General features: G+C 69.9%; 14 protein-coding genes and 2 pseudogenes. 6 read left to right on the top strand and 10 right to left on the bottom strand.

Annotated elements, in window-relative coordinates:
• Positions 1–55: 55 nt before the first annotated feature.
• A complete protein-coding gene (locus ACIRB1_RS41635) occupies positions 56–427 on the bottom strand; it encodes a toxin Doc (RefSeq protein WP_403469225.1) in 372 nt (123 codons plus the stop codon).
• 1 nt (position 428) lies between these two features.
• A complete protein-coding gene (locus ACIRB1_RS41640) occupies positions 429–686 on the bottom strand; it encodes a YlcI/YnfO family protein (RefSeq protein ID WP_403469226.1) in 258 nt (85 codons plus the stop codon).
• A gap of 480 nt (positions 687–1,166) precedes the next feature.
• Here ACIRB1_RS41640 and ACIRB1_RS41645 point away from each other — a divergent pair, with 480 nt between their 5' ends.
• The 3 genes and pseudogenes from ACIRB1_RS41645 (at position 1,167) to ACIRB1_RS41655 (ending at position 3,500) form a co-directional block, all read left to right on the top strand.
• Positions 1,167–1,916: an SDR family oxidoreductase gene (locus ACIRB1_RS41645; RefSeq protein WP_403469227.1), complete on the top strand. Its 750-nt coding sequence runs from the start codon at positions 1,167–1,169 to the stop codon at positions 1,914–1,916.
• 102 nt (positions 1,917–2,018) lie between these two features.
• Positions 2,019–2,881 (top strand): annotated as a pseudogene (locus tag ACIRB1_RS41650) (TIGR03620 family F420-dependent LLM class oxidoreductase).
• A 157-nt stretch (positions 2,882–3,038) separates the two neighbouring features.
• A complete protein-coding gene (locus ACIRB1_RS41655; protein WP_403469297.1) occupies positions 3,039–3,500 on the top strand; it encodes a MarR family winged helix-turn-helix transcriptional regulator in 462 nt (153 codons plus the stop codon).
• 151 nt (positions 3,501–3,651) lie between these two features.
• On the opposite strand, the gene ACIRB1_RS41660 is transcribed toward ACIRB1_RS41655, so the two are convergent.
• Positions 3,652–4,269 (bottom strand): TetR/AcrR family transcriptional regulator, encoded by a 618-nt coding sequence (locus ACIRB1_RS41660; RefSeq protein ID WP_403469228.1) that lies wholly within the window; start codon positions 4,267–4,269, stop codon positions 3,652–3,654.
• An 84-nt stretch (positions 4,270–4,353) separates the two neighbouring features.
• Here ACIRB1_RS41660 and ACIRB1_RS41665 point away from each other — a divergent pair, with 84 nt between their 5' ends.
• Positions 4,354–5,091: an SDR family oxidoreductase gene (locus tag ACIRB1_RS41665; protein ID WP_403469229.1), complete on the top strand. Its 738-nt coding sequence runs from the start codon at positions 4,354–4,356 to the stop codon at positions 5,089–5,091.
• A gap of 224 nt (positions 5,092–5,315) precedes the next feature.
• Here the strand turns inward: ACIRB1_RS41665 and tnpB are convergent, their stop codons facing one another.
• Both tnpB and ACIRB1_RS41675 read right to left on the bottom strand, forming a co-directional pair.
• The gene (tnpB, locus tag ACIRB1_RS41670; protein ID WP_403469230.1) at positions 5,316–6,785 is read right to left on the bottom strand and encodes an IS607 family element RNA-guided endonuclease TnpB; all 1,470 of its coding nucleotides are present in this window, start codon (positions 6,783–6,785) and stop codon (positions 5,316–5,318) included.
• Complete coding sequence (locus tag ACIRB1_RS41675) at positions 6,782–7,357, bottom strand: IS607 family transposase (RefSeq protein WP_403469231.1); 576 nt, start codon at positions 7,355–7,357, stop codon at positions 6,782–6,784. The genes tnpB and ACIRB1_RS41675 overlap by 4 nt, the downstream gene beginning before the upstream one ends.
• 170 nt (positions 7,358–7,527) lie before the next feature.
• On the opposite strand from ACIRB1_RS41675, the gene ACIRB1_RS41680 reads away from it, so the two are divergent.
• Both ACIRB1_RS41680 and ACIRB1_RS41685 read left to right on the top strand, forming a co-directional pair.
• Positions 7,528–8,979: an ATP-binding protein gene (locus ACIRB1_RS41680; RefSeq protein ID WP_403469298.1), complete on the top strand. Its 1,452-nt coding sequence runs from the start codon at positions 7,528–7,530 to the stop codon at positions 8,977–8,979.
• Between the two features lie 168 nt (positions 8,980–9,147).
• Positions 9,148–9,384: pseudogene (locus ACIRB1_RS41685) on the top strand (IS982 family transposase); the annotation flags it as partial.
• 16 nt (positions 9,385–9,400) lie between these two features.
• On the opposite strand, the gene ACIRB1_RS41690 reads toward ACIRB1_RS41685, so the two are convergent.
• The 5 genes from ACIRB1_RS41690 to ACIRB1_RS41710 all read right to left on the bottom strand — a co-directional run bounded on the left by ACIRB1_RS41690 (position 9,401) and on the right by ACIRB1_RS41710 (position 12,134).
• The gene (locus tag ACIRB1_RS41690; RefSeq protein WP_403469232.1) at positions 9,401–9,799 is read right to left on the bottom strand and encodes a VOC family protein; all 399 of its coding nucleotides are present in this window, start codon (positions 9,797–9,799) and stop codon (positions 9,401–9,403) included.
• Positions 9,800–10,110: 311 nt separating this feature from the next.
• The gene (locus ACIRB1_RS41695) at positions 10,111–10,803 is read right to left on the bottom strand and encodes a SecDF P1 head subdomain-containing protein (protein WP_403469233.1); all 693 of its coding nucleotides are present in this window, start codon (positions 10,801–10,803) and stop codon (positions 10,111–10,113) included.
• The gene (locus ACIRB1_RS41700) at positions 10,800–11,351 is read right to left on the bottom strand and encodes a SigE family RNA polymerase sigma factor (protein ID WP_403469234.1); all 552 of its coding nucleotides are present in this window, start codon (positions 11,349–11,351) and stop codon (positions 10,800–10,802) included. Before ACIRB1_RS41700 ends, ACIRB1_RS41695 begins: the two co-directional genes overlap by 4 nt.
• 78 nt (positions 11,352–11,429) lie before the next feature.
• Positions 11,430–11,555 carry a hypothetical protein gene (locus ACIRB1_RS41705; RefSeq protein WP_403469235.1) on the bottom strand — a complete coding sequence of 42 codons (126 nt, stop codon included), beginning with the start codon at positions 11,553–11,555 and terminating at the stop codon, positions 11,430–11,432.
• 357 nt (positions 11,556–11,912) lie between these two features.
• A complete protein-coding gene (locus tag ACIRB1_RS41710) occupies positions 11,913–12,134 on the bottom strand; it encodes a hypothetical protein (protein WP_403469236.1) in 222 nt (73 codons plus the stop codon).
• Positions 12,135–13,381 lie beyond the last annotated feature (1,247 nt).

Consider the following 13,381-nt stretch of genomic DNA (forward strand, 5'->3'; position numbering starts at 1 on the left):
ACTGAGCGGTGCCTCGGACTAAAGAAGCCAGGGGCACCGTGTACAACCGGTGAGATCAGATCCGCCAGGATCGAATGCGGTCAGCCACGTCGTAGCCATCGGCGCGACCGGCGTCGATGTCGCGGGCAAGGTCGATCAACGCACCATACGGCGGGTCTACGGCTTCACCCGCAGCATCCATGTACCCCGTGACGATCGCGGCGCCGTACAGCGCGTTGCGGGCCGGGAGGGGGCGCAGCCGGATGACGGCGTGCATCAAGGCCGCCGCGCGCCACGCGCTGTCGACGGTCACGCCGACTTGCGGAGTGTTGACGCGGTGTCGGGCGACGGCCGCCACGAGGTCGGAGAAGTCGTGGACCGAGGGCTGCTTGGGCAGCACGTCCGCCTGGCGCTCCAGCAGCCAGCGGATGTCGATGTGGAGCTCCACCTCAGGCTGCCCGCCCGGGGGCCTCGGCAGCATCCAGGCGGGAGGGGGCATCGTCGGGGAACGCCGCGTCGAACGCGTCCGCGTTGTCGGCGACGAACTGGCGGAAGACGTGCGCGGCGCCGTCGAGGCGGGGGTCGCGGACCGCGTTGCGCGCGGCCTCGGTGATGAGCGCGGTGACCGTGGTGCCCTCGGTCTCGGCACGCTCCTGAAGTTGGCTGTGGAGGTCTTCGGGGACCCGGATCGTCACTGATTTCGACATGCTCCGACCGTACAGCAGTGCGTACAGCAACTGGAGGTGCATGACGCAACCACACCCGGACGAGGACGTGTTCTGCGGTGCCTCCGAAGGCTTGACGAGCGGTACCCCCGAAGGCTGATGACACAGATGATCAGCGACACAGATAGTCGCGATGACCTGGCAGAACAGGGAGTTGATGACACACGTCCCGGTGCGGGCCGCCCGTGCCCGGGATGGAGTCAGGCGTCGACGGTCACGTAATTAGGTGACGCCCCAGTCAGGCGCCGTTCGGATCTATCTGGTGGGCGTTGAAGAACTGTCGCCAGCGTGCGCGGCCGGCTCCGTCGTCGTACTGCCCGGCGCACTGGCCCCCGCAGGCAGGCCCGGAAGGGAAGAAAACCAGGAACCATTTAGTTGACACGTCATCCACCCGGATCTACGGTAGTTGAAGATTAAACGGATGGGTGGTCGTGCGGACCACTCGCAGACGAGGAGCACACCATGGGACAGCTGGACGGCAAGACGGTCGTGATCACCGGTGGCACCAGCGGTATCGGGCTGGCCACGGCAGAGCGCTTCAGCCGGGAGGGCGCCCACGTCTACATCACCGGCCGCCGCAAGGACGCCCTCGACCAGGCGGTCGCGCGGATCGGCGGGAACGTGACGGCCGTCCAGGCCGACAGCGGCGACCTCGCGGACCTCGACCGCCTCTACGCCACCGTCGCCGACGCCGGGCACCACATCGACGTCCTGTTCGCCAACGCCGGCGGCGGCACGTTCGCCAGGCTGGAAGAGATCACCGAGGAGCACGTCCAGGCCACCTTCGACACCAACGTCAAGGGGACGCTCTTCACCGTGCAGAAGGCCCTTCCGCTCCTGGTCGACGGCGCGTCGGTGATCCTCACCGGGTCCACCGCCGCCTCCGTCGGCACCGAGGCGTTCGGTGTCTACGGCGCCTCCAAGGCCGCGATCCGCTCCTTCGCCCGGACCTGGGCGAACGAGCTGCGCGGCCGCGGCATCCGCGTCAACACGATCACGCCCGGACCGATCACGACCCCCGGCCTGAACGGCCTCGCCCCCGACGAGGAGCAGGCCGCCCAGCTCCGGGACTCGCTCGCCGCGGGCGTGCCGCTCGGCCGCATGGGACAGCCCGAGGAGGTCGCGAGCCTCGCACTCTTCCTCGCCACCGGCGAGTCGAGCTTCATCACCGGCACCGAGATCCACGTCGACGGCGGCACGAACCAGATCTGACGCCCGCGCCCGCCTGCCGATCCGCCCGCGGGCCGGCAGGCACCGCCTCCCCGCCCCGCCCCGCCGCAGATTCGGGCCGGACCACTACCGAGGAAGACGATCATGAACATCGGGACAAGAGGCATCTGGAGCCCGGAACTTCGCCTGCACCCCGACCCCGTGGAGATCCACGAGGCCGCGGCCGAGCTCGGCCGCGGCCTGGCTGGGGAGCCCTCTGGATCCCCGGCCTCGGCGGCGGCGACATCCTCGGGGACTCCGAACGCCTGCTGCGGGCCACCGACCAGATTGCGGTGGCCACCGGCGTCCTCAGCATCTGGCGCCACGGTGCGGCCGACATGGCCGCCGGACACGCCCGGCTGAGCAAGGAGTACGGCCACCGGCTCCTGCTCGGCCTCGGGGTGAGCGACGCCGCCGCCGCACGGCAGGCCGACGGGACCTACCGTCCGCTGACCGCGCTCAACGCCTACCTCGACCAGCTCGACGAGGCACCCGTCCCTGTTCCCGCCGGCGAGCGCGTCGTCGCCGCCATGGGCCCCAGGCTCACCGAGCTGGCCGGCCGGCGCAGCGCCGGCACGCACCCCTTCCTCGTCACGCCGGAGTTCACCGCCGGCGCGCGCGAACTGCTCGGCCCCGCCCCGTTGCTCGCCCCCTACCAGGCCGTCGTCGTGGACGACGATCCCGACCGCGCACGTGCCACCGCCCGCGGGTTTTTGGCGCCGTTCATCGGCATGGGCCACTACGCCGGCAGCCTGCAGCGGCAGGGCTTCACCGCGGACGACCTCGCCCACGGCGGGAGCGACCGCCTGATCGACGCCGTCGTCGCATGGGGCAGCCTCGACGCCATCGACGCGCGCATCCGTGCCCACCTCGACGCGGGAGCCACCCACGTCGCGATCCACGCCATCGGCAACGGCCCCGGGCTCCCGCTCGCCGCATGGCGAGCACTGGCGCCGCTGGCCCGCTGACTCACCCGTCCCCAACTCCCCGTCCCCGACTCCCCCGTCCTCGGCCCCCGTCCTCCCGGGCGGACAGTCGCGGGAGGACGGGGGGAACCGCAAGGCGGGCATGGGGGCGAGGGGAACGGTGGAGACGTCACCCTTCTCGTAGCATGCACGCATGGACATGGAGCCCCGCTGGCTCACCCCCGTCGAGGAACGGGCGTGGCGCGGCATGCTGCGGATGCACGACCTGGTGGCGGGCGAGGCCGGCCGGGTCATGCAGAGCGAGTTCGGGCTGTCCGGGGCCGACTACCCGGTGCTGGCGGAGCTGACGCGGGTCCCCGGCGCCCGGCTGCGCATCCTCGAACTCACCAGGGTCCTGGGGTGGGAGAAGAGCAGGGTGTCCCACCAGCTCGCACGCATGGTCAAACGCGGCCTCCTCGCACGCGACGAGTGCGCGGAGGACGGGCGCGGGGCGTACGTGATGGTCACCCCTGCCGGCCGTGCGGCGATCGAAGCCGCCGCACCCCGCCACGCCGAGGACGTCCGGCGCCTGCTGCTCGACCACCTCACCCCCGGCCAGGTCACCATGCTGGCCGAGATCTCCGAGACGGTCATCGGGAAGATCGGCGACACGCCCCGCTGACACGGGGGCCTCCGGCCCGCCGAGCCGGAAAAGCCCGCTGACGGCCCCGCCCTCGCGCGTCACCCCTGCGAACACATTGGTGACGTGTCGACTATGACGTCAGGCGTTGGTGGGGACCGGCATGGCGGTCACCCGGGCTTGAGCCTGGTGTTCACGTTGCGTTGCCGCGCAGCAGCGCCGTCGCCGCGCGAGTGGCGCGCGTGGCGACATCCTCGGGGGACAGACGGGAGCGGGTCAGGAAGCCCTCCGTGTCCAGGGTGACGTAGCCGTGGGCCAGGACGAAGAGCTGTTCCAGCAGGAGCAGTGCCCGGGAGGGGTCGGCGTGGCCCGCCTGCCGGGCGAGGTCGAGGAGCAGCGCCATCAGGTCCCGGCCGGCCCGGGCCACGCCGGCGTCATGCAGCGGCCTCAGCTCCCGGGCGAAGATCACGTCGAGGCCGGCGCCGCGGTCGGACACGTGGCGCACGTATGCCCCCGCGGTGGCCGCGAGCCGGTCGACCGGGTCGGGGCCGGCCGCCTGCGCGGCGGCCTCCATGGACCGGGTGAGCTCATCGGCGGACTGGGCCGCGACGACGGCGAGCAGCGCGTCGCGGCTGGGGAAGTGGCGGTAGGGGGCGGCCGTGCTCACGCCGAGCCTGCGGGCGAGTTCGGCGACGGAGAAGCCGGCCAGGCCCGTCTCGGAGAGCAGCACGAAGCTCTCGGCGATCAGCGCCGCGCGGAGCTGCCCGCGGGCAGGGCGCTCGCTTCCCGCCCCCACTGCTGCGTCAGTCACTCAGTCCGCCTTCCTTGACCATAAGTGAGAGGCCACTTACTTTAGAAGTGATAGCCCTCTTACTTCTAGCACTGGAGGCCGCGCATGACAGGGATCGACGGCAAGGTGGTGGCCATCACGGGCGCGGGCAGCGGGATCGGCGAGGCGAGCGCGCTGCTTCTCGCATCCCGCGGCGCGAAGCTCGTCCTCGCAGGCCGCCGCAGCGAGCGGCTAAAAACGCTCGTCGCCCGCATCGAGGCCGCCAGCGGCACGGCCGCCTGGACGACGACGGACGTGCGCCGCCGCGACGACCTCGCGGACCTGGTGGCGTACGCCTGCGAGCGCTACGGCGCGCTCGACGTCCTCGTCAGCAACGCCGGGATCGGCCCCATCTCGCCGTTCGACGAGCTGCGCGTCGAGGACTGGGACCGGATGATCGACGTCAACTTCCGCGGCGTGCTGCACGGGATCGCGGCAGCGCTGCCCGTGTTCCGCCGGCAGGGCAGGGGGCAGTTCGTCCACGTCGTCTCGACCGCCGGGCTGCGCATCGTGCCCAACCAGGCCGTCTACGCGGCGACGAAGAACGCGGTCCGCACCGTCTCCGAGGGGCTGCGCCAGGAAGCCGGGCCCGGCCTGCGGGTCACCATGGTCTCGCCCGGTTACGTCGCGACGGAGTTCGGCGACTCGGTCACCAGCCCCACCGTCAAGGCACAGGCTCCGGCGGTCGACTCCTCGCTCTCCCTCTCCCCCGACGACATCGCCCGCGCCGTCGCCTTCGCGATCGAGCAGCCCCCGAACGTCGACGTCGGCGACATCGTCGTCCGCCCCACGGCACAGAGCTGACGGGGGTGGCGCCAGGACCGGCGCGACGCCCCCCTGATGGATGCAGCGACGGTGCTCCCGGTCGAACCGGCACACGGTCACCTCGTGACCGCCGGCAACCTGCGGGAAGCGCTCTCCTCGCTCGCGCCGCAGGAGAACCGAACCGGACCCGCAGCGGAATCCGTTGCCGAGGCCGTAGTCAGGTCTCAGCATTCCGGGCATTGCGGCCCGGAAGGTCCGTCTCGTCACCGGAGCGTGAGGGCTTCGGTTTGAGGACGGTCTCTCGTTTCTGTCTGCCGCTGCTGTGGCAGGGTTGCGCCACCTGCCCGCCCCGCTTCCGCCGTGCGGCGGGGGCGGGTGGCGCGGGTCTTGTGGTCGGCTCCACGAGGCTTCGACACCACCTCGGTGGTGTCCTGGTCTCCGGCCACTCCGGTACCAGTTGCTGCGGCTGCGGCTGCGGCTGCTGCGAGGGCGGCGAGGTTGAGTGCGGCGTTGTCGTCCCGGTCGATGACCAGGTGGCAGGCGTCGCAGTGGTAGGTCCGGACGTGCAGTGGCAGTTTGGCTTTCACTGTGCCGCACCCGGAACAGGTCTTCGTGGACGGGTACCAGCGGTCGGCGACCACAAGGCGGGTGGCGTGGCGCCGGCGGGTCTTGTAGTCGAGCTGGCGGCGGATCTCCCCGAATCCGGCGTCGGCGATCCTGCGGGCCAGGCGCCGGTTGCGGAGCATGCCGGCGACGTTGAGGTCTTCGACCACGACGGTGCCGTATTCGGCGGCCACGGCGGTGGTGAGCTTGTGCAGGGCGTCTTCGCGGAGGTTCGCCACCCGGTGGTGGACCTTGTTCCGCTGGGCGTTGGCCTTCTCCCACCGCTTCGATGGCTTCTGCCCGGTGCGCCGGTCGGGGCCCTGGCGGCGGGACACGGTTCGGGAGGCGCGGCGCAGCCGCTTGCGCGCGGCGTCGTAGTGGCCCGGGTTGGGGATCTGCCTGATCTCGCCGGTGCTGTCGGCCATGACCGCGAGGGTCTTCACCCCGAGGTCGATCCCGACCGCCACGTCCGGCCGCGCCACGTGTTCGAGGTCGCGCTTGACCTCGGCCTGGAAGGAGACGAACCAGCGTCCGCGTTCGTGCCGCACCGTCGCGGACAGGATCCGCGCGGTCCCGGCCTGGATGCGGTGGAGGAACTTCACGGTCGGCTCGTGGCTGCGCAGTGTGCCGAGCCGGGGCAGCGTGACATGCCGGCCGTCGGTGTCGACGCGGATCGTGCCGGTGGTGAACCGGCAGGACAGACGCGCCTTCCGCTTCGACTTGAAACGCGGCGCGCCCGTCTTCCGGCCACGCCGCTTGCCCTGCTTGGACTTCGTGTAGTTGTCGAACGCGGCGGCGGCGTTCGCCAGGCCAGTGGAGTACGCCTCCTTGGAGTTGTCCTCCCACCAGGCGGCGAACCTGGGGTCGGTGTGCTTGGCCTCGTTGAACGCCTTCCGCAGCGCGGGCAGCGACCACGGCCGCCACCGCGTCAGCTGCTCCTCGGCGATGCCGTACGACGCTTCGGCCTTGCGCTGCCACCACGACGCGGTCACCCAGGCGACCGCCCAGTTGTAGGCGGCACGGGCGGCGCCGCAGTGCGAACGCAGCGCGGCCTCCTGGGCGGCGTTCGGGTCCAGCGCGAACCGGAACGCCTGCACCACAAAACCGGGCTGCGGCTGGAACTTCTTCACCCGGCAGCCTCGCCGGTCGCCACGGCCACCGCGCGCTCTGCCCGGTTCTTCGCCGCCTGCCGCCCGTACAGGCGGGCGCACATCGAGGTCAATACCTCGGTGATGTCGCGCACCAGGTCATCGGCGGCCTCGGTGGGATCGAGGACAACCAGGCGCCGCCCGGACGCAGAGAGGACTGCCTCCAGATGCTCCACGCCGAACCGGGCCAGCCGGTCACGATGCTCGACCACGATCACCGTCGCCTGCGGGTCGGACAGCACGCGGTGCAGTTTGCGGCGCCTGCCGTCCAGCCCCGAACCAACCTCGGTCACGACCTCCGCAACCGGCAGGCCCCCACCCGTGGCCGCCTGCACCACGCGAGCCACCTGACGCTCAAGATCCGGCTTCCGGTCCGCCGACGAGACCCGGCAGTACACCACCACCCGGCCGGACGCCTCCGAAGCGGGCTCGTCGACCAGCCATGTACCGGACGGCGTCTGGCGCACGGGGACCGGCATACGGCCCTCCTTCGCCCACGTCCACGCGGTCTGGTAGTGCACGCCATTGCGCGACGCCCACTCGGAAAGCTTCACACGATCAAAATAACAGAACAGAAAAGCTGAGATTCACTGATGAATTACGCAACAGTTGAAAGCCCCACCACAGTTCACGGTGCGGCCCACGAGTCGCAGATTTGAATAACCCCAGATATAATAACTGGACCTATAAGTCACTGGGGTGTGTTGTGGACAAGCCCGCCGAGATGTTCGACCGCGACTTCGAATGGGCCGAGCTGACCCGGTTCGCCGGCCTGCCCGGCCCGCAGGCCACGCTGGGTGTGGTCTCCGGCCGCCGCCGCCAGGGCAAGACCTTCCTGCTCGACGCGATCACCCGCGCCAGCGGCGGTTTCATGTTCACTGCCACCGAGACCACAGAGACCGACGCCCTGCGCCAGTTCGGGGAGGCGCTGGCCCGCTACCGCGGCCAGGCCACCCCGTTCCGCTTCGCGCACTGGGACGAGGCCGTCATAGAACTCATGCGCATCGCCACCGCAGGCGAGCCCACCGTGGCAGTCATCGATGAGTTCCCGTTCCTCGCCAAGGCATCCCCCGCGCTGCCCTCCATCGTCCAGCGCGCCCTGGACCCCGGCGCCCAGCACACCAACACTCCCGTTCGTCTGCTGCTGTGCGGCTCGGCGCTGTCCTTCATGGGCAGACTGCTCTCCGGCGACGCCCCGCTGCGCGGCCGCGCCGGGCTCGAACTCGTGGTGCCCACCCTGGACTTCCGTCTCGCGGCCGAATTCTGGCAGATCAGCGATCCACGCACCGCGCTGCTGACCCATGCCGTCGTCGGGGGCACACCCGCTTACCGCCGTGAATTCACCCAGGGTGACACCCCTGCAGGACCGGACGATTTCGACGCCTGGATCATCCGGGCCGTCCTCAACCCGGCGCGCCCGCTCTTCCGGGAAGCCCGCTACCTCCTCGCCGAAGAACCAGAACTCCATGACATCGCCCTGTACCACGCGGTACTGGCAGCCATCGCCTCCGGCAACACCGCGCGCGGCGGCATCGCCGACTACCTGGGCCGCAAGTCCACCGACCTCGCCCACCCGCTGACCGTTCTCCAGGACGCCGGCATGATCACCCACGAAGCGGACGCCTTCCGGCGCAACCGCTCCGCCTACCGCATCGCCGAGCCGCTCGTCGCCTTCTACCACGCGGTCATGCGCCCGTCCTGGGGGGACCTGGAACGCCCCGGACGGGCGGCCTCCGTATGGAGCCGCACGCAGTCCACCTTCCGCAGCAAGGTCGTCGGCCCCCACTTCGAGCAGATCTGCCGGGAATGGGCGCGCTGGCATGCGGCGCCCGACACGCTTGGCGGGAACAGCACGCGCGTCGCCAGCGGCACTGTCAACGACCCCGCCGCCAAAACCACGCACGAAGTCGACGTCGCCGTCCACGGCGAATCCCACGAGGGGCGCCAGACACTGCTCGCCATCGGGGAGGCGAAGTGGAGCGACACGATGGGAGCCGGCCATCTGGAACGTCTCCGGTACATCCGTTCCCTCCTGGCCGAGAGCGGCACCGCCACCGAGGCAACACGGCTGTACTGCTTCAGCGGCACCGGCTTCACCGATGAACTCAGCCGTCTCGCGCAGAACGACCCCACGATCCAGCTGATCGGCTTGCCCCGCCTCTACTACGGGGAGTGACTCCCGCGCCGGCCAGCCCGGGGCACATGCCGGCGCTCTGCCGTCACAGCCGCTCACTCCATCGGACAACGGCTGGCGAAGTCCGGGCCGGTGCGCGGTGCGCCGCGCTCAGGTAGCTCCCAGCCCGGCTTCGCCGTACCGGTCATGGCGGTTCTTCCAAGTGAACAGGCGCGCAAAGGCGAACCGGAGCGGCCCGGAGCCGATCTGTTCACACCACTGCGGCAGGTCATCGAGTCGGTCAACGAGACCTTCAAGCGCCGGCTCAACCTCGAATAGCACCACGGCCGCACACCCGTCGGCGTCGTCGCCCGCGTCACGCAGCGCATCCTCACACTGACCACCGCCATCTGGCACAACGACCGAAGCGGACAGCCCTTCCTGCGGTCACTGATCGCCTACGGCCACCCACCCTTGGGGCCGATCATGAGCTGGACGGTGCCAGGGTGCGCACGACATCGAACTCGTTGCCCTCGGGATCGGCCATGACCACCCAGCTCCGGCCGGTGCCCTGGCCCACGTCCACCTTGGCTGCGCCGAGGCCGAGCAGCCTGGCCACCTCGTCGTCGGTACTGCCATCGATCGGGCTGACGTCGAGGTGGAGCCGGTTCTTCACAGTCTTGCCCTCGGGCACCCGGATGAACACCAGCGTGGGCGGCATCTGGCAGGCCCGGACCTCCTCGACGGTCGGCTCCCAGGAGCCGATCTCGACCTTGCCCTCGCTCCGGTCGATCACCTTGAAACCCAGGACAGCGCACCAGAAGGCCGCGAGCCGCTCCGGATCATGGCAGTCGACAACCAACTCAGTGAACCTACTGGTCACTACTCCCCCAGACAGTGCGGACGGGGGCTCAGCCTATGGGGCCGCGTCACCCTCCGGTCCGGAATCGCTACGAGCGCATGCGGCAGGTCGAGTGCGGCAGGATGGACGACCAACGAGGCTCCCGAGCAGTGTGGTTGAGACGTCGGACATCTCGATCAACAGCCCGGGGGCCTCGCTCGTTTGCGCTTTACAGGCCATCGCCTGAACGATGACCAACTCGAAGAAGCTCACTGATCAAGGCGCCCCGCCTGCGGATTTCCCGCGGGCGGGGGCCTTTTCGCGGTGCCAACGCCGTAGCGGGAGCCGACCACTTACCTGGGATTCAGCCGGTGGGCGAGATCGTGGGCGGTGGCGCTGCTGAGATCCCCGCTGTAGGCCCCGACGATTTCGAAACGGCCGCCGGTGAGCGAGGAGGCCACGTAGGGGTTGCCCCAGAGCTTGCCGTCGATGACGATGGCGAATTCGTTGCGCGGGGCCGGGGCCGCCGCGAGGGAGCCGGTGAGGGCGGCAAAACGGGTCCGGTCGGCGGGGCTGAGGGTCACTTCGACCTGCCAGGTGCCGTCGATGGTGCTTTTCCCGGCCTTCGCGGAGGTGACGCGGACGTCGGTCATGCCCTTGGCCCGGTCGGTGTGGACGCAGAACGCGGGATGGGCCGCGGTCGCGTGCACGGTGTAGCCGTCGCTGCCCTGGGTGCAGGCGCGCTCCACGGACGAGGTGACCGGCAGGAGGGAGACCGGGACCGCCTTCCCGGTGCCGCCCCCTGTGGCCGGCTGGACCACGTGCGCGCGGGGGGTCGCGCCGTCCGCGACGGCCACCCAGGCGGTGGCGACCACGGCGGCTGCGCCGACGCCGACGCCGGCGCGGGCCAGCCACTGCCGCCGCCGGGCGACCCGCAACGCGCCGTCGGCCAGGCCGACCAGATGGGCACCGGCGGCGTCACTGCCGCTCTCCCGGACATGGGCGTGCAAGGCATCGTGCAGCGGGTGTTCGGTCGAGTCGTTCATGCGATGGTGCCCCTTCCGGCGGCGGTGGAGGAGGCGGCCGACGGCCCTGCCTCGGCCAGGGTGGTGCGGAGGGAAGCGAGGGCCTTGTGAGTCTGGCTGCGGACCGTGCCCTGAGCGACGCCCAAAATCGCAGCGATCTCATTGTCCGGCCGGTCCTCGAAGTAGCGCAGGACGATCACCGCACGCTGGCGCTTGGGCAGCCGCCGCAGCGCGGCCATGATGTCCTGCCGCTGGACCACGGTGCCGGCCCAGTCGGCGACCTGCCCGGACGGCTGGTCCGGCACGGTGTCCGTAACCGTTTCCCGCCCCCACCTCAGGAGCCGGAAGCGATCCACCTGAGCGTGGTAGAGAGCCCGGCGGACATAGATCTCCGGCTGTTCCCGGTCGCGCAGCAGCTTCGGCCAACGCCGAGCGGTGGAGGCAAGCGCGGTCTGGAGCAGGTCCCGGCCCTGCTCCCAGTCCCCGGTTAACAGGTAGGCCGTGTGCAGCAGCGATCTCGACCGCGCCGCCACGAACTCGCGGAACTGGCGTTTTTCGTCGGCGTTCAATGCGCCCTCCCTTGTTCCCCTGTAAAGACGGGTACAGAAGGGAGTTCCACTGCCCTGCCGGTCAGACTTTCTCGACCGTCACGTCTCCGGGTTGCCGGTGCGGGTCATGCGCCACTTGCTGCCCACGCCGCCGTCCAGCGAGGTCCAGGTTCGGGTCGAGGCGGTGCCGGTCAGGTTGGCGGTGGTGATGCCCCACAGCCGCACGCGATTGGTAGTCTGGTAGTACCAGGGGGAGTTGACGGTCTTGCTGAGGATCTGGCCGCCGGGTCCGCTGGAGGCCTCGGTCCGGTACTCGAAGCCCTCTGCAGAAACAGTTACCCGTGCTGGGCAGCCTGGGAAGGCACGGTGCGAGGTCTTCAGTCCCCTTCTGGTCAGGTGCGGTTGGCTCTACGCTCGATGCCGCAGGGAGAGGGGCGAAGCCCCACACATGTGCTGCTGGGGGACATAGTGACGGTGCCGACGCTGATCTTGCTGGGGGCGGCAGGCGGCGTGTTGCGCGGGCTCCTGGACGTCTACACCCGGTTTCTTGACTGGCAGTCAGACCGCCGTGCCCATCGGCGATTACCGCCCGGCCAGGTGGGTGAGCCGCCGCAGTTCCAGCAGTACTTCGACCCGGTCGGCGATCCCGTTGCCGCGGTGGTCCACAGCGGCATGGGTGCCGGCGCGGCCGTGCTGTTCCACGGGGCAGATCAGCGGGGCGTATGCGGCCATCGTGGTCGGGATCTCCGCACCGGTCATCCTGACCCAGCTCAGCCGCGTCCAGTCGGTCAGCGACGCGCTCACCGCAAGTCCCGCGCCGGGCGTCACCTCCGACGACGCGATGCCGCAACCCACAGCACGCCCAGAACCGGTCCCTCCTGAACCCACCGCACCGTCCACCGTGCACGGGCTCACTGCAACGACGTCACCCCAGCTCCGTACATCGCCGCGAGCGTCCGCGTACCCAGGCGAGTTCCCCTCGCCGATCCGGGCCGAAAGACGAGCAGATGGCCTGCATGTACAGCCGAACGGCCGGCCGACGGACCCTATGAGCATCAACCGGGGAGCCGAACACCAGCCCCGATGTACCGCCACTGTTCTCGATGCCCCAGTGGCCTCTGATCGGGCAGTCCTCGCGCAGCACGGCTCGCATTGCCCTGTCCGACGGTCCCGGTGGACAGGTCACCAGTACCCGCCCCTGGTAGCAGCAGCGCACCCCGTTGCCCCGTCGTCTTGCCATGAGGGCTGCCCCGGACGGCACACGGGCCCCAAAATGCGGCAGCCATGACATCCCCTGGGGCCCGGCCGGGGGTGCGTGGTTCAACGAGACCGCGACGCCTCACGCGTGCGCCGACCGGTCTCCGGCTGGCCCCTTCCGTTTCTTCGGCCTGGGCCGACTCCACCGGGTGCCCTGTCCGCTGCACGAGACCGATTACCTCCCCGGCGCACACGCAGAAAACCTGTGTTTACCAGAGTAGACATTGGACGGTGGTGTGGTTATGGTTGCTCCCGTAGCCCAGAGAGACAGCAGGGCCTGGCAGACACGAACTGTCAGGCAGTAGTAGTGCAGTTGCAGTGCGCAGGACGGTGCGGTGGTGGAGTTCCGGAGCCAGGGTTGCAAAACGGTGACGGGACTGACGACCGGACCGGGTGGCCCGCAGTGATCAGGGGCCGCCGTGAGCAGTACCGCAGTGGCAGTACCCGCAAGTGAAGTGCGCAGTACCCAGCAGTGAAGTCAGTGAGCGGTACCTCGGTGAAGGCGTTGGCTGCGGACGCGCGCACCGGGAGGTTCGGCAGTGGGGTTCTAAGCCAGAGCAGATGCAGGACGGGCGACGGGGCTGGCTGCCGAAGAGTGGCGCTGGAACAGGCCACCGAGCAGGTCGCATCACCAGCAGTACGCAGTAGAGCAGTACCAGCATTGAGGGAATGAACGGAGGAATTGGGCGCCATCAGGATCGCCCGGGCGGCTTGTCGAGTCCGGGTACCGCAGGACATCGATAGTGAGGTGGTCTCCGGTCGAGCAACCGCGATCCCAGCATCCCCGGCAGCAG

Origin of the sequence: Streptomyces sp. NPDC096013 (genome assembly GCF_044763565.1) — a bacterium.
Taxonomy (GTDB): Bacteria; Actinomycetota; Actinomycetes; order Streptomycetales; family Streptomycetaceae; genus Streptomyces.